Origin of the sequence: Vibrio navarrensis (assembly GCF_000764325.1) — a bacterium.
Classification (GTDB): domain Bacteria; phylum Pseudomonadota; class Gammaproteobacteria; order Enterobacterales; family Vibrionaceae; genus Vibrio; species Vibrio navarrensis.
Genome location: NZ_JMCG01000001.1, coordinates 2,846,239 through 2,865,732, shown reverse-complemented (window position 1 = coordinate 2,865,732; position 19,494 = coordinate 2,846,239). Strand labels below are relative to the sequence as shown.

The window sequence follows — 19,494 nt, the reverse complement described above, 5'->3', positions numbered from 1 at the left end:
GGGTAGCACTTTAACCATTTTCAGATTGAAAGTGCTACCCGCCATGGCCAAATACGGGTTTTTCTCCCCCACATTATTAAGATGCCTCCCCCGTGAATAATTACCACTAACATCTTAACGTATGCTATTTCACCCGCATGGCTATGCTAAAACCAGCGAAAAATGGGTCTAATCAGACTCTGCTGGAAAGGGTTCTTACCATCCACTCTTGGATGAGTGAAGTTTCTTCGATCCTGAGCAAGCCGACATCCTCCTGTCACAATTTATTGTAGGGGGAGTAGTCAGGGAGGAGCGATAAACTTGCCTGCCAACGCAGAGTGGTCAAACATCACAATAATCAATGTTGCAAATATGAATTCGATCACATCAAGTGACTATTTTGTGATTTAGGTCGCGGTACGGTAACGATGCAGATCACGAAAATGCGCCATAATATCGAGGGCGTAGAGGATAGGAGGATGAGTCATAGCGGTATTTTTCAGATGATACATGTCGAAATACGGCTCACCCTCTGTGGAGTAGCCCTACATCAAAATATAAAAAGGATACGAACATGAAAAATGCTCTAAGCGCTGTAGCACTAGGTACTCTTGTTGCACTGGGTTCTTTTGGTGCGAATGCTGCCATCGAAGAAGGACAACTGACAATTTGGATCAACGGCGACAAAGGCTATAACGGTCTTGCTGAAGTTGGTAAGAAATTTGAAGCGGAAACGGGCATTAAAGTGACCGTCGCACACCCAGACGGCCTGCAGGACAAATTCCCACAAACGGCAGCGACTGGCGATGGTCCTGATATCGTATTTTGGGCGCACGACCGTTTTGGCGGTTATGCAGAAGCGGGTCTCCTAGTTGAAATCAAACCTTCGCAAAGAATCAAAGAAGGCATCGTTGATTTCGCATGGGATGCAGTGAAATACGACGGCAAACTGATCGGTTACCCAGTGGCAGTTGAAGCACTGTCACTTATCTACAACAAAGATTTGGTGCCAAACCCGCCTAAGAGCTGGGAAGAAGTGGAAGCGTTGGACGCGAAACTGAAAAAACAAGGCAAATCAGCCATCATGTGGAACCTAAAAGAACCGTACTTCACTTGGCCTCTGATGGCGGCTGATGGCGGCTATGCGTTCAAGTACACCTCTGAAGGTTACGACGTGAAAGACGCAGGTATCGCAAAAGACGGCGTGAAAGACGCGATGAAGTTCGTCAAATCACTGGTTGATAAAGGCGTTATCTCTGCGGATATGGATTACTCAGTGTCTGAATCGGCGTTTAACCAAGGCAAAACAGCCATGACCATCAACGGTCCTTGGTCTTGGGGTAACGTTGAGAAATCGGGCATCAACTACGGTGTAACCACTTTGCCGAAATTCAACGGCCAGTCTTCTAAACCGTTCGTTGGCGTTCTGACCGCTGGTATCTCAACGGCATCGCCAAACAAAGACCTAGCGGTTGAGTTTATCGAAAACTACCTGCTAACCAACGATGGTCTACGTATGGTGAACAACGATAAACCACTAGGTGCGGTTGCGTTGAACTCTTTCCAACGTGAACTGGATGCAGATGCTCGTATCGCTGCGACCATGGACAACGCAATGAACGGCGAAATCATGCCAAACATCCCTCAAATGGGTGCATTCTGGGGTGCGGCGAAGAACTCTATCGTCAACGTTGTTGATGGTCGTCAAACTGTGGATGCAGCACTGGCAGACGCAGAAAAACAAATGACTAAATAAATACCCTTTTGAGGAGGGGGTAACTCCTCCTCACTTTTCTCTCTTTTATGTTTTTATATCGCTAGCAGGTTTCCTATGCAGTCAGTTCAAGGTACAGATGCTATGACAGCTCCAGCAACCAGTGTGCCGGGCAGTAAAAAAGTGCTTATCAAGTGGGCACTTCTTGGCACCATCGGCATTCTTAACGGATACGCAACAATTCTGATGTATTCCCGAGGTGAGGTTGCGTTTGCAATGCTCACTATCATTCTTACTGCGTTGGCATTGTATATTTTTGGTAGTAAAAAGACGTACGCACACCGCTACATTTACCCTGGTATCGCCGGAATGATCTTGTTCATTCTTTTCCCGTTGGCGTATACCGTCGGTCTCGCGTTTACCAACTACAGTGCTAAAAACCAACTTTCTTTGGAGCGCGCGCAAACCGTTTTACTCGATCGCACTTTCCAAAGCGGTGAAAGTTATCCATTCACCCTATACAAAACCGATGCAGGCTATCGCATTGTGATTAAAGATGGTGACGTGTCACTTTCAACGGACGATTTCGCGATAGGCGCTGCGCCTTCTGAGCTGAGTCTGATGCCAGTAGAAACGCCGATTGGCGAAGTTGAGCCGATCAAAACTATCGTGAGTAACCGTAGCGCGCTGAACAGCATCGATCTGCATCTCCCTGGCGGTGAAGAGATCCGCATGAGCGGCCTTCGTAAGTTTGCTGGGGTTGTACCGCTGTACACCATGCAAGCCGATGGTGAGACACTGAAAAACAACCAAACGGGCGAGCTGCTTAAGCCGAATATGGATGTTGGTTTCTACCAAGCGATCAACGAGCAAGGCGAGTTTGTGGGTAGTACCGTTTCTCCGGGCTTTGTGGTGCAAATTGGTACCGATAACTTTGAGCGTGTATGGAAAGATGAAGGCATCAAAGAACCTTTCATCAGCATCTTCATCTGGACCGTGGTGTTCTCGATTTTGACTGTCGCTTTCACCCTGATGATTGGTCTCGTATTAGCCAGCGTGGTGCAGTGGGAAGAGCTAAAAGGTCGCGCAATTTATCGTGTTCTGCTGATTTTGCCTTACGCTGTTCCTGCGTTTATCTCCATCTTGATCTTTAAAGGTTTGTTTAACCAAAGCTTTGGTGAGATCAACATGGTACTGAACGCGCTGTTTGGTATCAGCCCAAGTTGGTTCTCAGATCCGATCATGGCGAAAAGCATGGTGTTGATCGTCAACACTTGGCTTGGCTTCCCTTACATGATGATCCTGTGTATGGGTCTACTTAAAGCGATTCCTGAAGATCTCTACGAAGCGTCTGCGATTGACGGGGCGAACTTTGTGCATAACTTCACTCGCGTAACATTGCCACTGATGATCAAACCGCTAACGCCACTGCTGATTGCCAGTTTCGCGTTTAACTTCAACAACTTTGTGATGATTCAGCTATTGACCTCTGGTGGCCCGAACATGATCGGCACTTCAGAACCCGCAGGTTACACTGACCTTTTGGTTAGCTACACCTACCGCATCGCGTTTGAAGGCGGCGGCGGTCAAGACTTCGGTTTGGCGAGTGCCATCGCAACGTTGATTTTCTTACTGGTTGGCGCATTAGCACTGCTTAACTTGCGTTTCACTAAGCTATCTCAGAACTAAGGAGCAGTAAAAATGGCAATGGTACAAGGTAACTCTCTTAAATACCGTGTCTGGGCGACGCATATTGCTCTGTGGGTTTTCCTCTCAATGATTATCTTCCCGCTGTTGATGATCGTCGCGATCTCATTCCGTGAAGGTAACTTTGCGACAGGCAGCTTGATCCCAGATAACCCATCACTGGAGCACTGGAAGTTGGCACTCGGCTTTGCCGTGACTAACGCGGATGGCAGTGTCACGCCACCACCATTCCCAGTACTCACTTGGCTATGGAACTCGGTGAAAGTAGCAGGCATCACATCAGTGCTGATTGTGGCCCTCTCTACCACATCGGCTTATGCGTTTGCACGTCTGCGCTTTAAAGGCAAAGACACTATCCTAAAAGCGATGATGATTTTCCAGATGTTCCCAGCGGTATTGGCTCTGGTAGCACTTTATGCTCTGTTCGACAAACTAGGTCAGTACATTCCTTTCCTTGGTTTGAATACGCACGGCGGTTTGATCTTCTCTTACTTAGGTGGTATTGCGCTGCATGTCTGGACGATCAAAGGGTACTTTGAAACTATCGATAACTCGCTGGAAGAAGCGGCGGCGTTAGATGGCGCAACACCTTGGCAAGCATTCCGTTTGGTGCTTCTGCCATTGTCTGTGCCAATCCTCGCGGTGGTGTTTATTCTGTCGTTTATCGGTGTAGTAGGTGAAGTTCCTGTGGCATCACTACTGCTTTCTGATGTAAACTCGTACACATTAGCGGTTGGAATGCAGCAGTATCTATACCCACAAAACTACCTGTGGGGCGACTTTGCCGCTGCTGCTGTGTTGTCTGCACTGCCAATCACGATCGTTTTCTTACTCGCACAGCGCTGGCTAGTTGGTGGTTTAACTGCCGGTGGTGTGAAAGGTTAATCGCTAAGGCATTAACTGGAAAGTATAAGAATAAGAGCGACCGTAACAGGTCGCTCATTTATTTGTCCTTTGTCTACACTCTTGGTTTGGCCGCCGATCAGTAGCAAAGGCATTTCTGGCGTTACGCATAGCTGGCTGTTAGCTTTGTTCCTTACGCTTAAAAACTAACAGTTTTTGTAACCAGATGCCTGAGTTTAGACTCAGGCTTTTTTATATCTGTAAATTATGTTTCAGACGTGAGAAGACTACCCATTTAGCGATAATTCTCCCAGATGCATGAACACCTGATGCGTATCAGTTCACAAAAATAACCGCGAGCTTGAAAGAACGGGAAAAGAGGGGGGTTAAAACTCTCGACTGGACGGGGCGCAGCCTAAGTATTGCAGCAAGGTATAAAGGCTTTCTTGCTGCAGCGCGACTTTGCGAAACAGATCGGCAAACGTAGAGTCACCGCCAAAGCAAGTGCGAATGTAGTGGTTGATCTCATCATTGTTATAACCTTCCACATACATGGTTCTAACCCACTGGTATTCGACGGATTTTAGATTGGAAAGGGTAGTTTCACTCAGTGTCGTTTCCTGAAGTTTCAATTGATGAGCCTGTGCTGGTCGTTGGAATATTGCGATTAGAGCAAAGATGAATGAAGAATTTATGACAGATTGGTTTCAGGATGATGTAACAAGAGCAGTGTATTCGTCGAAATTGGGAGCAGACTCTGCGCGACGGCTGCGCGCAGAGCTTAAGGAATTCGTTATTTGAGATACTTAACGTGTGCTTCCATCTCTTCACCGATCTCTTTGCGCATGTTCATCAACCTAATCGCAGATTGTTCCAGCGCTTTGTCTTCATCGGTTTCTGGCACCCACTTTTGAATAGGCGTCGGTGTCCCTTCTTGGTCGACGGCAACCATGATCACAATACAGTGAGTGGTTAAGCGATTTTTTAGATCTTTAGGATCGCTGGCTTGCACATCGATGGCAATGTGCATGGATGTGGTTCCCGTGTAGATCACTTTTGCGCTGACTTCGACCAGATTGCCGACGTGGATCGGGGCGACAAAACGAATTCCCCCGGCGTAGGCTGTAATGCAATACTTACCACTCCAAGCGGCAGAACAGGCGTAAGCGGCCAAATCGATCCATTTCATGACGGCGCCGCCGTGGACTTTGCCACCGAAGTTGACGTCACTCGGTTCAGCGAGAAAACGAAGAGTAATATTGCGTTGACCACGACTCATAGAGCAATCCTTTGTTGGCAAAAATACCAGACACTTGATAACAAAGATGTTACTTATTGGCAATCAGTTTAACCTGTGTGGCGCAATAAAGTGATTTTTGGGCTAAGAGATACTGGCAGTGGAGACTTCTGCCGGCCCGGGGACACTTTTTTTACGCCGTTTAATCTGCGATAGAATGACGCCGCTGACCACCATCAATCCCCCCGTGAAATGGTAGAGATAGATCTGTTCATCCAACAAGGTGGTTGCCAATGTGACGGAAACCACCGGAAGCAGATTCATGAACATTGCGCTGGAGTCGGCTCCGATGGTGTCGATGGCCTTAACCCACATCCAGGGAGCAAGAATCGACGCAGCAATGCCAGCGTACAAAATCAGTGGTAACGCAGCCGATGACGGTTGCAACTGCTCGCTGGTCAGCCAAAGCGGCGTGAGCATGGCCACGGCAAACAAGCCTTGCATGTAAATCAGTGTCCAATTAGACATCGGCATTTTCCAGCGCTTGAGCAGCACGCAATAGGCGGCGTAGACGATAGCGGCAAGTACCATCAAACCATCTCCCGGTGTAATGGGTTGGTGGAAAAAGTAGCTTGGGTCGCCTTCGCCGAGCATCAACGCTAAGCCTGCCAGTGAGACGACTCCGCCAACCAGACTCAGTGGTGAAATCTTTTTACCAAGCAAGGGCAGACTTAAAAATACGCTCAGCAGCGGCACCAGCGAAGTGATAAGGGACATGTTCGATGCCGATGTGGTGAGCCCGGCGTAGTAACCGAGCGACTGATTGAGCACCATCCCTAACATTGCCAGAAACGCCAGTTTAGTGAGGTGAGGCTTGATGGTCGCCCACTGGCGAATGACTCCCGGCAGACAAAATGGCGTTAAAATCACCATCGCCACAAACCAGCGATAGAAGCTCATCGCACTGGGTTCGATGGTGGAAGCAGCGAGTTTATTGACAATCGAATTGCCACCCCAGATGAATACTGTGAATAACGGAAGAAGATACACCATGAGATCCTGCTCGCACTATGTAAGTTGAATTAAAGTTTGGCAGGTCTGTATAATTATATGTATCTCCAATCAGACATTGCGCGTGACAGGAAGACAAGTTTGAAAAAAAAGACGCGAAACCTTCATCCTTCTTTATCGATAGAGCGGGCACCATCCGACGTATTCATGAACTTTGAGGCGTTTCTGTCCAATACCGAGACGCGTGCGCACAGTCATCCGTGGGGGCAAGTGCAGCTGATCAGTGGCGGCATTCTGGAGATGGAAGCACAAGGCACCCGCTTTCTTGCGCCGCCGCATTTGGCTATTTGGGTGCCTCCGGCCGTGACACACAAGAGTTACAATCGTCGCCCGCTTGAATATTGCTCAATGAATATCTCCAGCAGTTTGACGGATCAATTTCCCGCCAAAACCAGTTTGATCAAGATTACGCCCATTGTGTCGGCGATCATTGAAGATTTTCGCGCTCGTGATATCAGTGTGGCGCAAAGTGATGCTGACAAACGTTTGGTACAGGTATTGCTCGATCAGCTTGCGACGCAAAAAACCGAACACCACTTTTTGCCCTCGTCGAACAATAAATATCTGGCGCCTGTGCTGGCGTATGTGGAAGAAAATCCGACCGACGGTACGCCGCTTTCTGCTTGGGCGGAGCGCGTACACACCACAGAGCGCACACTTGCGCGGCATTGTCAGAGTGAATTAGGGATGAGTTTTACCGAGTGGCGGCTGCGCGTGCGTTATCTTTACTCGATGGAGCTGTTGCGCAAAGGGCAAACGGTAAAAGAGGTGGCGCTGACACTGGGTTACAATCAGGCGAGCCCATTCATTTCGATGTTTAAAAAATACTCCGGGCTAACCCCGGAGCAGTATAAAAGCCGTTTGCTGTAACCAAGTGGAGTTTGGCTCTAAAGCGTGCTGATCACGTAATCCAAACTGCCGACAATCGCTGCCACTTGTGCGTCGTTGCACTCTTGGGCGGTGACTTTAGGGCTGTCAGGATAAACTTCCGTGGTGGTGCCAAAACGGCATTGCGTGATGCCGCCGCAAAGCCCCAGTTTCGCCATTGGGTAGTTGATCACGCCATGTTGCACCACGCGAGAGCCAATGATCTCGCCATTTTCATCCGCTGGCGCAATGTGCGTCACTTTCGCCACGCAAGCAATGACCGCTGCTTGAAACTCTGGCTGCGGGTTTTCGCTGTCGCCGACGGTGTAAAAACCATCCGGAATGTTACCGGGTTCAAATTCTTGGCCATCACGCGCTGCCAGCGCTGGGCGAAATTCGCTTTCGTCGCTGTCGGTTGTTTCGTGTAGATCGAAATGCACCAGCACATCGCCTAACTCCGCCACCAAACTGAGCAAATTGGCCGATTCTTCTGCTGGGCTATTAGGATAGAAAGATCGATTCGGGTCGAGTGCGTTGGGGTTCCAACGGTTGATCACTTCATAGCCCCAAGGGCTGACACAAGGTGCGCACACCAGATTGAAGTGAGATTCGTAGCGTTTGCCCTCGGTTGCCATAAACTGCAAAGCGCCATGCACACCGCTGGTCTCATAGCCGTGTACACCCCCGGTAATCAGTACCGTTGGCTTTGATTCGTCCCAATGTTTGCTCTTGAGGCAAAAAAGCGGGTAACGGGCGGGGTCGTAAGAGAGCGCGCCATATTGTGCGACGTCAAACTGCTCGGTCAAAGCTTGAATCTTTGGCACCACGTCACTTTGGTATTCACGTTGAATGTGAGTTTGAGCTCGCCAAGCCAGGCGCTCCTCTTCTCCCCATTTTTGTCCCGGTGTTCCGATGGGGTAAGTTTGTCTTGTTTGCATGGCATTCCCTTTAGGCGTACCTGTGGATGAAGAGCCAAGGGTAGATCGACTCTGAGCCGAAAACAACCGAGTGAAGGCGCTTCCCATCGCGATCTGAATTATTGCTTTGCAAGAATCAAGGCCGCTGTTACATTTTGAAATACAGTAATTTATATAACGAGACAATAAAATGGCAGGGGCGAGTTTATTAACCTTATTGGATGACATTGCCACCGTGTTGGATGATGTGGCCGTCATCTCTAAAGTGGCGGCGAAAAAGACGGCTGGTGTGTTAGGGGATGATTTGGCACTTAATGCCCAGCAAGTGTCTGGGGTGAGCGCAGAGCGGGAAATTCCGGTTGTCTGGGCGGTTGCCAAGGGCTCGTTTAGAAACAAATGCATTTTGGTTCCTGCGGCGCTGTTGATCAGTGCTTTTGTCCCTTGGTTAATCATGCCGCTGCTTCTGCTCGGTGGTCTGTTTCTTTGCTTTGAAGGCGCGGAGAAAATCCTTGAAAAGTGGCATCATGCACAACCATCAAAAGAGAAGGAAATCGCAACGGAACAAGCGATTACTGATATCGCGGCCTATGAAAAGCAGAAGATTGCAGGGGCGGTACGAACTGATTTCATCCTTTCGGCGGAAATTATCGTGATAGCACTGGGTACGGTGCAAGGGCAAAGTACCAGCGCGCAAATATTGGTGGTGAGCTTGATTGCTTTTGTCATGACCATCGGTGTCTACGGCCTTGTTGCGGCGATTGTCAAACTCGATGATCTTGGCTTTTATCTCGAACGCCGCTCGCAAGGCAAGGGGATTGGCAACACGCTGGGTCAGAGCTTGATTCGCTTTGCGCCTAAGCTAATGAAAGGGCTAACGATAGTGGGAACGGCTGCTATGTTCCTTGTCGGTGGAGGCATCGTGGTGCACAACGTTCCGGCCATCCATCATCTGGTTGAACCTGTGTTAATGAATTTCTCGGCATACACCTTGGCTAATGCGCTGCTCCCAGTGCTACTTAACGGTATGATTGGGGTGCTCGCGGGGTTAATCGTGGTGGCTATTGTCACTGGTGTGCAAAAGATTCGCGCTCAGTTCGCTGGATAATCGGCCAGTTTGCTATTTTGCGGGTTTAAATATCGGATACCAAACAGACTCGGTTGCGGCCTTTGCGTTTTGCCAGATACAAGGCCGCATCCGCTCGGTTGAGCAAACTATCCCACTCGTCGTGTTGCAGCAGTTGCGCGACGCCAAAACTGGCGGTGCAAGGTTCTTGTTGCTTGGGAGAAAATTGCGTTTCTGCCATGATTTGCCGCAGCTTTTCTGCCACCACTAACGCGCTGTCTAAGTTGGTGCCGGGCAGCAAAATTAAAAACTCTTCGCCACCGATACGAAATGACAAATCCTGTCCGCGCAAATGTGTATTGAGCAGTTGTCCGATCCCAGCCAAGGTGACATCCCCCACTTGGTGGCCATATTTATCGTTGACTTGTTTGAAGTGGTCTATATCCAGCAAAATGATCGATAGCTCAGAATGGTTTCTTTCGACCCGCGACAGTTCGCGTGGCACCATATCTTCCATCGCTCGTCGATTGTAGAGATTGGTGAGAGGATCAAGCAGCGAGGTATTATAAATGTTGGTGACCAAGCGTGCGTTGACCATCAGTGGGAAGGTAAAGCCAAGCGTCAAAATCATCGCAATCGAGAGCAGAAAAGTGATTTGGTGAATATCACTCGCGAGCATAAAGTCATCTATTTCTGCACTTTGATAGGTGAACACGGCGCGAAATAGCATCCACAGTGACATCAGCGAAAAGGCGGTTGAAAGCAGGCGTACTGCGATGGGGTGATCTTTTGCTTCGCCGCGAGCGACAACATAGGCGTTGAGCGCGCAACAAAGAGAAATGTACATACTCAACACAATGATTCTCGCGTTGGTCGACATTTGGAACTCAGAGTAAAAAATCAGATACAGCACCAATACAGGAAAACCAGCTAATGCGATGGTGGTGCTGTTGGATGAGGCTTGACGGAACTGGCTGAGCCCGGCGACGATTAAGGCATATCCCAAACCTATGGCACTGTTGGCGAGAATCTTTGATAGCCAGAAAGTGGTTGAGTTGCCAAAACTGAGTGCCAGAAAGCCAAATACAATCAAAAAGATAGCGAAGACGAGCGTTTGTAACCCGCGAATATGAGTCGTTTGAATCGCTTTTAGCATAAGCATGCCAATACCGTAGGCGGTTGAGACCAATACGGAAACAATGGACAAAGTTCTTATATCTAAATCTAGATGCATATCGCGCCGTCAATCATTGTTATAGATTATTAGAGACGGTTGGTTTGCCGCTCCGAGTGTCACTTATAAGCGTAGATGATGAAATGTGAAAGGAATAAAAAAGCCGCTAAAATCAGCGGCCTTATTGCGATTTTTGTTACCAATCGATTATTGTACGGCCCACTCTATTGTTTCGTTCGCACGGATAGGCACTACTTCATCACCGCCAAATGGCATGGAAGCCGGAACGGACCACGCTTGCTTGATGAGAGTAACGGTGTCTGCATTGCGTGGTAAATCGTAGAAATCGGCGCCGTTGTGACTTGCAAACGCTTCTAGATTCTCCAGTTTTCCCTCTTGTTCAAACACTTCAGCATAGAGCTCAAGTGCAGCGTGCGCAGTGTAAGAGCCGGCGCAGCCACACGCGGACTCTTTCGCCCCTTTAGCGTGCGGAGCCGAATCGGTCCCTAGGAAAAACTTTTTGCTGCCGCTGGTGGCCGCTTTGCGTAGCGCCAGTTGGTGAGTGTTGCGTTTTAGTACTGGCAAGCAGTAAAAATGCGGTTTGATGCCACCAACCAGCATGTGATTGCGGTTGTAAAGCAAGTGATGAGCGGTAATGGTTGCCGCCACGTTGTCACCCACTTGGTTGACAAAGTCGACCGCGTCTGAGGTGGTGATGTGCTCTAAAACGATTTTTAGACCGGGGAAGTCATTCACAATCGGCGCTAAAACCGTTTCAAGGAAAGTCTTTTCGCGGTCGAAAATGTCGACATCGTGATGAGTCACTTCGCCGTGTACCAGCAGCAGCATACCTGCGTCTTGCATCGCTTGCAGCGTTGGGTAAATTTTCTTTACGTCAGTTACACCAGAGTCGGAGTTTGTCGTTGCACCAGCTGGGTAGAGTTTCGCCGCGACGACGATACCACTCGCTTTAGCGCGGTGAATCTCTTCAGCGGTAGTGTTGTCGGTAAGATAGAGCGCCATCAGTGGTTCAAACTGGGCGGCGGGTTGGTGCGCCATAATACGCTCGCGGTAAGCGTGCGCCATTTCGGTGGTGGTAACAGGAGGAACGGTATTGGGCATCACCAGTGCGCGACCGTTATAGCGGCTAATATCGCGAACGGTATCGGCTAAAACCTCGCCATCGCGTAGGTGAACGTGCCAGTCGTCAGGACGAGTAATCGTAAGTGTTGTCATTGTTGCTCCCACCAAAAGTTGTGATCCGAAAGGAGCCTAAACAGTTTGCGCAAACGCTACCGTTTAGGCGACAGGATGATATAGGAAAGCGTCTGTCATTTCATCCGCTTTTTCATTGCGGTTACAGTTTGTCATTCTGCAAATTAAAAACGTTTTAACATGGATATCAATTGGTTATCATATGCTCTACGCCAAATAACAAGGAAGCGAAGCCCATGTCACAAGCCATTCTCAAACAAATTAACGTGTTTCCGGTGAAATCGGTCGGTGGACTGTCCCTCTCCAGTGCTTGGGTCGAGAAGCAGGGGCTGAGTTTTGACCGCCGCTTTATGCTGGCAACCGCCGATGGTGGCATGGTGACGGCGCGCAAGTATCCTCAATTGGTGACCATTTCTTCCGCGCTTGTGGCTGACGGTGTGGTGTTTAGCTCTATTGGCAAACCATCACTGACGATTCGCTACCGCGATTTTAAAATGCAAGAAGCACCCGCGCAGGTGTGGAAAGATCAGTTTATTGCCTATACCACCACCGATGAAGCGGACGACTGGTTTAGTGACGTGTTGCAGCAGCGTGTCGAATTGTTGTTTTGCGGTGAACAGTCGAACAGAGTGCGTGAGAAAGTAGGGCACAACGTCAGTTTTGCCGACGGTTATCCCTTACTTGTGATCAGTGAAGCGTCTTTGGCGGAGCTGAATCGCCGCAGCCCTGAGCATCATCTGATGGATCAATTTCGCACCAATTTAGTGGTGAGTAATACCGATGCGTTTGCCGAGGATGGTTGGAAACGTATTCGCATTGGCGAGGTGGAATTTGAGGCCGTCAAGCCGTGTGAGCGCTGCGTATTGACCACAGTGGATGTAGAAAAAGGTCAGTTTCGCCAGAGTAAAGAGCCGCTGAAAACCTTGCTGCAATTTAGAGCCAATGAACGTGGCGGCGTGTTTTTTGGCCAGAACCTAGTGGCGCTTAATGAAGGGATGATCCGCGCGGGCGATCGCGTAGAAGTGCTCGAAAGCAAAGAGAGAGAGTTCTACCCAGACAATTCGCCAGCGCGCATTGAACTGACTTGTGTTGAGAAAGAGACCATAGCGCGTGATTTTATCACCTTTTGGTTAGAGCCAAAGTCGGGGCAATTGCCTATCTACCAGCCCGGCCAGCACCTACCGATTGAAATTGAAATTGATGGAGTCCGGATTGCGCGCCGCTATACGCTCTCATCGAGCCCATCTCGACCTGGGCGTTATGCTATTTCGGTCAAACGTATTGAAGGTGGGCGCGTATCGAACTGGTTGGCAGAGCATCTGGCTGTCGGTGATGTGCTCAGTGCGCAAACGCCCGATGGTCAGTTTCAACTCACCGATAAACACAGCCCGTTACTTTTGCTCTCAGCCGGAAGTGGTGTGACTCCGATGCTCTCCATGTTGCGTTATTTGGCTGATCATCAAGCGATGGACGATGTGGTGTTTTACCATCAGTGCCGCAGTGTTGAAGACATTCCGTGCCGTGACGAGTTAGAGCAGCTGAAAGCGCAGCATCCGGGCCTGAGTGTGAAAATCGCCTTAACTCAAGCGCCAGTGGATTGGTTCGGGCTCAAAGGACGGCTGAGCTTATCGCACATCAAACAGATCCCAGCGGTTGAGACGCGTCAGGTGTTTGTTTGCGGGCCAGATGGCTTTATGCAAAAAGCTAAGAGCCTATTACTGAAAAAAGGCTTGCCTGAAAACCATTACCATCAAGAAGCTTTTGGTGTTTCTGCTGCAACCAATAAACCGCTGCAAAACGTGACCATCCGCTTCGGTGAGCACGAATTTGACGGCAACAATCAGCAGCCTTTACTCGAACAAGTGGAAAATGCAGGATTGGAGATGAGCTACAGTTGCCGCGCCGGATTTTGTGGCGCATGCAAAGTGACGGTCACCGCAGGGCGCGTTCATCAGCCGGACGTGCCTGCGCTGTCGGAGGAAGAGAAACGTGACGGTAAAGCGCTAGCGTGTTGCTGCGTACCAGAGTCGGATGTGACTTTCCAGCTTGGCTAACCTCGCACAACTTTCTCATCCGCAGTAAACAAAAAGCCAGTTGCACAGCGCAACTGGCTTTTTACATGGTGTAATGTCAGCGACTTATTCAGTCGTAGATGGTTGGAATAGGCTGACGTTTATGTTGGGTGGCTTTGTAGATAGTAATCAGTCGCTCAGACACTGCTTGGCTGACGGGTTTGCCTTCGAGGAAATCGTCAATCTGCTCGTACGTCAGATTCAATGCATCTTCGTCGGCCTTCTGTGGTGCGAGCTCTTCCAAATCTGCTGTTGGCGTCTTTTTCACCAGCAATTCTGGCGCGCCCAAGGTTGCGGCGACTTGTCGCACCTGACGTTTACTTAAGCCAAATAGGGGAGCCATATCGCAAGCGCCATCCCCAAATTTGGTATAAAAACCCGTAATGTTCTCTGCGGAGTGATCCGTTCCTAACACCAAACCACCTACGTAACCGGCGATCTCGTATTGCGCCACCATGCGAGCACGCGCTTTGACGTTACCTTTAACAAAGTCTACTTTGGCCGCATCGCTCGGAATTAAGCCCGTGCCTTCTAGCGCTTGGTGTGACGCTGCGTGTAAGCCGTCGACGCCTTGTTTGATGTTGACAGAAACGGAATGAGTTGGCTGGATAAACGAGAGCGCCAACTGCGCTTCGTCTTCGTCTTTTTGCTCACCATAAGGAAGGCGTACGGCGATAAATTGATAGGTGTTAGTGCCACTCTCTGCATTTAACTCATTGACGGCTAACTGTGCCAAACGGCCGCAAGTCGTGGAATCGACACCGCCGCTGATACCGAGAACCAGTGCTTTGCACCCGGATTCAAGCAGTTTTCGTTTGATGAAAGAAACGCGACGTTCAATTTCAAAATGCGGGTCAATTGTTGGGAGAACACGCATTTCATCGCGGATGAGTTGTTCCATTTCGGTTTCCTTTTCCTGCAAGCTTAAGTCATCTGAAGTACGCATGAAGGGGTAAATCCAGATGAGTAATACAAAATAATCAAGACTGGTAGTATCATACCCGATTCATTTGAAGAGAAAACTCCAAAGCCCGGGTAAATACCATTTATGCTGAAAATCGCTGTATTTGGGAGCGCGTTTAATCCCCCCAGTTTGGGTCACAAAAGTGTGATCGAGTCTCTGTCCCATTTTGACTTAGTCCTGTTGGAACCGGCGATTGCCCACGCGTGGGGCAAAACCATGCTCGATTACCCAACTCGGTGCGAACTGCTTGACGCATTTATTGAGGATCTGTCGCTCTCGAACATTCAGCGTTCCTCATTTGAGCAAGAGTTATACCAGCCAGGTCAAAGCGTCACCACTTTTGCCCTATTAGAAAAAATTCAAGAAAAGTATCCTGATGCCGATATTACCTTTGTGATCGGACCAGATAACTTTTTTAAGTTTGCAGACTTCCATAAAGCGCAAGAAATACTCAAGCGCTGGTCAGTGATGGCTTGCCCTGAGAAGCTAAAAATAAGAAGTACCGATATTCGTCGGGCGGCTGAAAATGGAGAGAGCTTACATACGCTAACTACTGCATCGGTCACAAAATTATTGATTAAAAAGTGTCTGTATAAGACAATGCCCGCTTCTGAGTAGAGGTCTGATGAGTATGCTGAAGAATCTGATCATCGCGAGTTTTTATCTGCTGCTGTCTCAACACGCTTACGCTTCATGCGTTCTACCCGAAGAGCGTTCGGTGATGCTGGAAGATGAGATGTATGAGGCATGTCAGAGCATCGATGAGCATGAAAGCGATGCAGTGATACTGCATTTGGATGATCAACAGACCACACAACAAAAAGATTATTGGGATGAATGGGCGCTTAAGTCTGAAGACAGTCCTGTAATCAGTCAAAATTTAGCAAGCAACCATTTCGGCATTGGTTTCTGGTTGCCAGAAGAGTACCAGAAAGAGGCGCAGAGCATGACGACAGAAGAGTGGTTACGCAGCCATGGTGTGCTCTTTAGTATTGGTTTTGGCGACAAAAAAGCAGGCCATCCTCGCATGCGCTTTGATTACCGTTGGCACGATACATCCGAAGGGGATGTGATGATGCAAATCGAACTGCCTTTTTAAACCGCGCATTCTCCTTTTTGTACTTTTTGACTTACCGCCGCGATTTCGCGGCGGTGTCGTTTTCAAAAGCCCCCCTAGTTTCTCGCTTAGAGAATACGCCCTGCGATGGCTTCACAAGCTTGATCGCACTGCGCTAAATTTCCCGCAAACAATGCTTCGACAATCGCATCTTTACTCACACCGGATTGCTGGCGTTTGATCGCTTCACGCACCAATAAAGCCAGATAGACCTCATTTGGCAGTGCTTTGCTCGCTTTCTCCCAATGATTTATCGCGTCGTTGAGCGGGTTGGGCAAAGAAGATGGTTCAAGTTCGGTGATCTCACGTTTGAGCACGGCGAGCAATTCGTTATGGGCAGCGGAGTGAGCGGGTGTCACGGCAAGTTTGTCGCACAGTGCACTCATCAAGGGGGTGAGTGTCACGTAGCCTGAACTGCTTGGAAACGACTCTTTGAGTCTAAGAGAAAGGTCGCACCGCTCTAGCTGTGTATGCGGCAGAACCGTCAGCGCGGTTAAACAGTTTTGTGGGATCCAAAATCCTTGCTCGGGTTTGACCGCGAACTCTTGCTTGCCGAGTTTTATCAGCGCAAGACCAGTGCGCACAATCACCAGTTGATGTTTCAAAGTGCGCTTTCTCGCCGTGGCGAAAAGGTGGCGGTGGTGCTCGCTTTTAAACTCAATCGCGTAGTTCATCTTAGGTACCTCAAATCTCGGGGCGCCAAGATTACCGCCTCTGAAGGCAAAAGCCAACTTTTGCCCTAGATATTGGCCGTTTTCGGCGGTGTCTGAGGAACCCGAAACACAACAAATTGTCATATTTGTGATTTGACTGGTATGACCTTCCTCAAACTATGGCTAAGGTAGCTGCGTACTCGAATAACAATGCGTAGAATGTGCCAGCTTTTTTAAAACACGAAAAGAATAATGACTGACCATATCGATCCTTATGCAGAGATTCGTCCTTACAATGACGAAGAAATTCCTGCGGCAATAGAGCGCCTGATCCAAGACGATGAATTTATCAGTGCGATATTGCAACATCGTTTTCCACAGCGTAGTCCTTGGTTCAAAGGACTAGTTAAACCGTTTCTGCGTCTCTATCTGAAGCGCAAGTGGCGTACGCTGGATTCTGTTGAAGCCATCCAGTTAGTAGTGAAAGGCTATCTAGAAGATACTTTAGAGAGCACCACCGACGGGGTGACGTATACCGGGCTCGATAAGCTTGACCGCAACAGTGCCTATCTGTTTGTCTCCAACCACCGTGATATTGCGATGGACCCGGCGTTGGTCAACTATGGGCTATTTACCAACGGACACAAAACGGTACGTATCGCGATAGGTGATAACCTACTGAAAAAGCCGTGTGCCACGGAGCTGATGAAGCTAAACAAGAGCTTTATCGTAAAACGTTCGGTCAAAGCGCCGCGTGAAATGATGAAAGTGCTGGGCCAGCTCTCTTCCTATATCAAGTTTTCTCTTGATAGCGGTAACTCGATTTGGATCGCGCAGAAAGAGGGCCGAGCAAAAGATGGTAATGATTTTACCGATCCCGCTATTTTAAAGATGTTTCATGTTGAAGGCCGCAAGCAAAAAATCGCCTTTGCTGACTACATGACGGCGCTGAAAATTGTTCCTGTTTCCATCTCATACGAGAACGATCCGTGCGACATCGCCAAGGCGAAAGAGTTGTACGAGAAAGCGACGCATGGCCGTTATGAGAAAGGTGAGTTTGAGGATATCGAAAGCATCATACAGGGAATTGTCGGCTACAAAGGCCGAGTGCATGTCGCGTTTGGTGATGTGATCCAAGGGGCTTTTGAAACGCCAGAAGCATTGGCGCAAGAGATTGATCGTCAAATTCATGCCAACTACCACGTCTATCCGATCAACCGTCTGGCCGCTGGCCAAGAAAGTGCGGAGATTGCGCAAGCAGTGCGTCGTCAACTAAGCGAGAAATTGCATCAACTCCCAGAGGGTGCCAGAGACTATTTGGTGGCGAGCTACGCCAACCCGGTCAACAATCAGTTACAAGCGGATTGCAGATAAGCGTTTAACCGTTCAAAACAAAAGTCGTCCAATTGGTCGGCTTTTTTTTTTAATTTCTCATCAACGTCATAATTTGTTTTAGCGAGCCACTGCGCCACCAAGGTTGAGCTCTTGTGGCCATTTGGATATGCGGTTACCCCCGAGGAAAATGTTGCCTTTGACGGTCATTTTATTGGGAAACTCGCTTAAGGCCGATCCGCCGATATACAGATTCCCTTCTACCACGATCCCTTCCGGTAGGCTTTTTAGCGGTGTGCGAATCACGCTGAGGTCACCTTTGACGACCAAGCCGTTGGGCAGCTTTTCCAGCGGCGTATCGGTCAAATTAAGGTAACCGCCAAGTTTCACCCCTGCTGGCCAGTTTTTGATTTGGCTGCCAAGTAAGTTGGCATAGCCTTTTATTGAAGTACCGGCATAGACGGTGGTGAGCGTGCTGTTTCGCGCATCCAAGCTGCCTTGAATATCGAGATCTCGTGGCAGTGCTTTGATCGCTGTTTTACCGATGTTGAGGTTGCCTTTGACTTTCAATCCGTCTGGCAGCGAAGTGTAGGGTTTGTTTCGCAGGTCTAAATTGCCGTAGTTATCCAGATGATTGAGGATCTGGTAATGGTCGAGTGCTTGCGCATGAAGAGACAAGGGCAAGAGCAATAAAAAAGAGAGCAGAACAGATCGGGTCACGACAACATCCTAGTTTGAGAACAGTAGCGAGGTATCAGTGTACTCTACTCAGGTGAGAAAGGTGAAGGTGGCTGCAAATTGATTAGAATCTATTCGCCAAGTTGCTCTTTATTACTTTAGGAAAACGGCCTTAATAAATAGCCAGATATAAAAACGAGTCTCATAGAGACTCGTTTGCATATAATTTAAACAAATTAGTATTATCGCGCTAAAGAACGACTTTTTAATTCAAAAATCAGTTTTTCTGCACTCACTTCAAACTTAAAGCGCGCTTTTAATTCGGTCGATTCAGAATTGAGTTCGCTGGTATTAAATTCAACGTTTTCATTCACCGACTTGGCCAACTCTAAATAACGCGCAAATTCTGCTTCCAGTAACTCTTTTGAACTTGCATAAATAGTGACGTCGGCAACGTCATCGCCTTCTTTAATAATGAAACCAATCTCACCAGCACAGCCACAGGCCTCACACACGGCGTTTTCTTCTTTCTCAATGCTCATAACGAATCCTCACTTAAAAAAGGGATTATAGCGGACTCACTCGGTTTCTATCTAGTCAGATTAAGCGCAGTGAGCATAACCCGCTTATCATTTTAGCTTTTGTTAATGGATGACGTGATCTTTGTCAATTTTTGAACCGATTTAACCGTTTAGTAGTACAGTAAACCCGTCGCGTTAGTTGCACCTTTGAGAATTTTATTACAGTATCTCGTGATAAATAAATTTTACATAATCTATCGCTATTAAAAGATTATCCAAGCAGATAGAAAATCCAATTTGATAACAATATTTGTTGTTAATTTGGTTGCATATTCTGTGATTTGGATTTGCTCTTAGGCATGCCTCTGGC

19 protein-coding genes are annotated in these 19,494 nt (G+C 48.4%); 9 read left to right on the top strand and 10 right to left on the bottom strand.

The window, feature by feature from the left end; translation table 11 throughout:
- Nucleotides 1-553 precede the first annotated feature (553 nt).
- The 3 genes from malE to malG all read left to right on the top strand — a co-directional run bounded on the left by malE (nucleotide 554) and on the right by malG (nucleotide 4,285).
- Nucleotides 554-1,735, top strand: a complete 1,182-nt coding sequence (malE, locus tag EA26_RS12695) for a maltose/maltodextrin ABC transporter substrate-binding protein MalE (protein WP_039427999.1) — start codon at nucleotides 554-556, stop codon at nucleotides 1,733-1,735.
- Between the two features lie 75 nt (nucleotides 1,736-1,810).
- On the top strand, nucleotides 1,811-3,382 hold the full coding sequence (gene malF / locus EA26_RS12690; protein ID WP_039427998.1) for a maltose ABC transporter permease MalF: 1,572 nt from the start codon (nucleotides 1,811-1,813) through the stop codon (nucleotides 3,380-3,382).
- 12 nt (nucleotides 3,383-3,394) lie between these two features.
- The gene (gene malG / locus EA26_RS12685; RefSeq protein WP_039427996.1) at nucleotides 3,395-4,285 is read left to right on the top strand and encodes a maltose ABC transporter permease MalG; all 891 of its coding nucleotides are present in this window, start codon (nucleotides 3,395-3,397) and stop codon (nucleotides 4,283-4,285) included.
- A gap of 344 nt (nucleotides 4,286-4,629) precedes the next feature.
- Here the strand turns inward: malG and EA26_RS12680 are convergent, their stop codons facing one another.
- From EA26_RS12680 to EA26_RS12670, 3 genes are all read right to left on the bottom strand, one after another.
- On the bottom strand, nucleotides 4,630-4,875 hold the full coding sequence (locus EA26_RS12680; RefSeq protein ID WP_039427993.1) for a hypothetical protein: 246 nt from the start codon (nucleotides 4,873-4,875) through the stop codon (nucleotides 4,630-4,632).
- Between the two features lie 161 nt (nucleotides 4,876-5,036).
- The gene (locus EA26_RS12675; protein WP_039427992.1) at nucleotides 5,037-5,522 is read right to left on the bottom strand and encodes an acyl-CoA thioesterase; all 486 of its coding nucleotides are present in this window, start codon (nucleotides 5,520-5,522) and stop codon (nucleotides 5,037-5,039) included.
- Between the two features lie 102 nt (nucleotides 5,523-5,624).
- Entirely contained in the window at nucleotides 5,625-6,533 is a 909-nt protein-coding gene (locus EA26_RS12670) for a DMT family transporter (protein WP_039427989.1), read from the bottom strand.
- Between the two features lie 99 nt (nucleotides 6,534-6,632).
- Between EA26_RS12670 and EA26_RS12665 the strand changes: the two genes are divergently transcribed.
- On the top strand, nucleotides 6,633-7,421 hold the full coding sequence (locus EA26_RS12665; protein WP_039427986.1) for an AraC family transcriptional regulator: 789 nt from the start codon (nucleotides 6,633-6,635) through the stop codon (nucleotides 7,419-7,421).
- Between the two features lie 17 nt (nucleotides 7,422-7,438).
- On the opposite strand, the gene EA26_RS12660 is transcribed toward EA26_RS12665, so the two are convergent.
- Nucleotides 7,439-8,356 (bottom strand): M14 family metallopeptidase, encoded by a 918-nt coding sequence (locus EA26_RS12660; RefSeq protein ID WP_039427984.1) that lies wholly within the window; start codon nucleotides 8,354-8,356, stop codon nucleotides 7,439-7,441.
- A gap of 169 nt (nucleotides 8,357-8,525) precedes the next feature.
- Between EA26_RS12660 and EA26_RS12655 the strand changes: the two genes are divergently transcribed.
- Nucleotides 8,526-9,440: a DUF808 domain-containing protein gene (locus tag EA26_RS12655; protein ID WP_039427982.1), complete on the top strand. Its 915-nt coding sequence runs from the start codon at nucleotides 8,526-8,528 to the stop codon at nucleotides 9,438-9,440.
- 25 nt (nucleotides 9,441-9,465) lie between these two features.
- On the opposite strand, the gene EA26_RS12650 is transcribed toward EA26_RS12655, so the two are convergent.
- On the bottom strand, nucleotides 9,466-10,560 hold the full coding sequence (locus EA26_RS12650) for a GGDEF domain-containing protein (protein WP_226978270.1): 1,095 nt from the start codon (nucleotides 10,558-10,560) through the stop codon (nucleotides 9,466-9,468).
- A gap of 219 nt (nucleotides 10,561-10,779) precedes the next feature.
- A complete protein-coding gene (gene pyrC / locus EA26_RS12645) occupies nucleotides 10,780-11,808 on the bottom strand; it encodes a dihydroorotase (RefSeq protein WP_039427976.1) in 1,029 nt (342 codons plus the stop codon).
- A 215-nt stretch (nucleotides 11,809-12,023) separates the two neighbouring features.
- On the opposite strand from pyrC, the gene EA26_RS12640 reads away from it, so the two are divergent.
- On the top strand, nucleotides 12,024-13,841 hold the full coding sequence (locus EA26_RS12640; RefSeq protein ID WP_039427973.1) for a hybrid-cluster NAD(P)-dependent oxidoreductase: 1,818 nt from the start codon (nucleotides 12,024-12,026) through the stop codon (nucleotides 13,839-13,841).
- A gap of 88 nt (nucleotides 13,842-13,929) precedes the next feature.
- On the opposite strand, the gene nadE is transcribed toward EA26_RS12640, so the two are convergent.
- Nucleotides 13,930-14,760, bottom strand: coding sequence for an NAD(+) synthase (nadE, locus tag EA26_RS12635; protein WP_039427970.1), 831 nt, complete (start codon nucleotides 14,758-14,760; stop codon nucleotides 13,930-13,932).
- Nucleotides 14,761-14,907: 147 nt separating this feature from the next.
- On the opposite strand from nadE, the gene EA26_RS12630 reads away from it, so the two are divergent.
- Both EA26_RS12630 and EA26_RS12625 read left to right on the top strand, forming a co-directional pair.
- The gene (locus EA26_RS12630) at nucleotides 14,908-15,441 is read left to right on the top strand and encodes a nicotinate-nicotinamide nucleotide adenylyltransferase (RefSeq protein WP_039427969.1); all 534 of its coding nucleotides are present in this window, start codon (nucleotides 14,908-14,910) and stop codon (nucleotides 15,439-15,441) included.
- Between the two features lie 7 nt (nucleotides 15,442-15,448).
- Complete coding sequence (locus tag EA26_RS12625; RefSeq protein ID WP_152593688.1) at nucleotides 15,449-15,922, top strand: hypothetical protein; 474 nt, start codon at nucleotides 15,449-15,451, stop codon at nucleotides 15,920-15,922.
- An 86-nt stretch (nucleotides 15,923-16,008) separates the two neighbouring features.
- On the opposite strand, the gene EA26_RS12620 is transcribed toward EA26_RS12625, so the two are convergent.
- On the bottom strand, nucleotides 16,009-16,614 hold the full coding sequence (locus EA26_RS12620; RefSeq protein ID WP_039429116.1) for a hypothetical protein: 606 nt from the start codon (nucleotides 16,612-16,614) through the stop codon (nucleotides 16,009-16,011).
- Between the two features lie 231 nt (nucleotides 16,615-16,845).
- Here EA26_RS12620 and EA26_RS12615 point away from each other — a divergent pair, with 231 nt between their 5' ends.
- Complete coding sequence (locus EA26_RS12615; RefSeq protein ID WP_039427966.1) at nucleotides 16,846-17,967, top strand: 1-acyl-sn-glycerol-3-phosphate acyltransferase; 1,122 nt, start codon at nucleotides 16,846-16,848, stop codon at nucleotides 17,965-17,967.
- A 78-nt stretch (nucleotides 17,968-18,045) separates the two neighbouring features.
- Here the strand turns inward: EA26_RS12615 and EA26_RS12610 are convergent, their stop codons facing one another.
- Entirely contained in the window at nucleotides 18,046-18,645 is a 600-nt protein-coding gene (locus EA26_RS12610) for a hypothetical protein (RefSeq protein ID WP_039427965.1), read from the bottom strand.
- Between the two features lie 200 nt (nucleotides 18,646-18,845).
- Entirely contained in the window at nucleotides 18,846-19,145 is a 300-nt protein-coding gene (locus EA26_RS12605) for a YfcZ/YiiS family protein (protein WP_039427963.1), read from the bottom strand.
- Nucleotides 19,146-19,494 lie beyond the last annotated feature (349 nt).

Bases quoted from the DNA above. Each gene is read 5' to 3' on its own strand.
- malE (WP_039427999.1), top strand. From the start codon at position 554: ATGAAAAATGCTCTAAGCGCTGTAGCACTAGGTACTCTTGTTGCACTG.
- malF (WP_039427998.1), top strand. From the start codon at position 1,811: ATGCAGTCAGTTCAAGGTACAGATGCTATGACAGCTCCAGCAACCAGT.
- malG (WP_039427996.1), top strand. From the start codon at position 3,395: ATGGCAATGGTACAAGGTAACTCTCTTAAATACCGTGTCTGGGCGACG.
- EA26_RS12675 (WP_039427992.1), bottom strand. From the start codon at position 5,522: ATGAGTCGTGGTCAACGCAATATTACTCTTCGTTTTCTCGCTGAACCG.
- EA26_RS12670 (WP_039427989.1), bottom strand. From the start codon at position 6,533: ATGGTGTATCTTCTTCCGTTATTCACAGTATTCATCTGGGGTGGCAAT.
- EA26_RS12660 (WP_039427984.1), bottom strand. From the start codon at position 8,356: ATGCAAACAAGACAAACTTACCCCATCGGAACACCGGGACAAAAATGG.
- EA26_RS12655 (WP_039427982.1), top strand. From the start codon at position 8,526: ATGGCAGGGGCGAGTTTATTAACCTTATTGGATGACATTGCCACCGTG.
- EA26_RS12650 (WP_226978270.1), bottom strand. From the start codon at position 10,560: ATGCTTATGCTAAAAGCGATTCAAACGACTCATATTCGCGGGTTACAA.
- pyrC (WP_039427976.1), bottom strand. From the start codon at position 11,808: ATGACAACACTTACGATTACTCGTCCTGACGACTGGCACGTTCACCTA.
- EA26_RS12640 (WP_039427973.1), top strand. From the start codon at position 12,024: ATGTCACAAGCCATTCTCAAACAAATTAACGTGTTTCCGGTGAAATCG.
- nadE (WP_039427970.1), bottom strand. From the start codon at position 14,760: ATGGAACAACTCATCCGCGATGAAATGCGTGTTCTCCCAACAATTGAC.
- EA26_RS12630 (WP_039427969.1), top strand. From the start codon at position 14,908: ATGCTGAAAATCGCTGTATTTGGGAGCGCGTTTAATCCCCCCAGTTTG.
- EA26_RS12625 (WP_152593688.1), top strand. From the start codon at position 15,449: ATGAGTATGCTGAAGAATCTGATCATCGCGAGTTTTTATCTGCTGCTG.
- EA26_RS12620 (WP_039429116.1), bottom strand. From the start codon at position 16,614: ATGAACTACGCGATTGAGTTTAAAAGCGAGCACCACCGCCACCTTTTC.
- EA26_RS12615 (WP_039427966.1), top strand. From the start codon at position 16,846: ATGACTGACCATATCGATCCTTATGCAGAGATTCGTCCTTACAATGAC.
- EA26_RS12605 (WP_039427963.1), bottom strand. From the start codon at position 19,145: ATGAGCATTGAGAAAGAAGAAAACGCCGTGTGTGAGGCCTGTGGCTGT.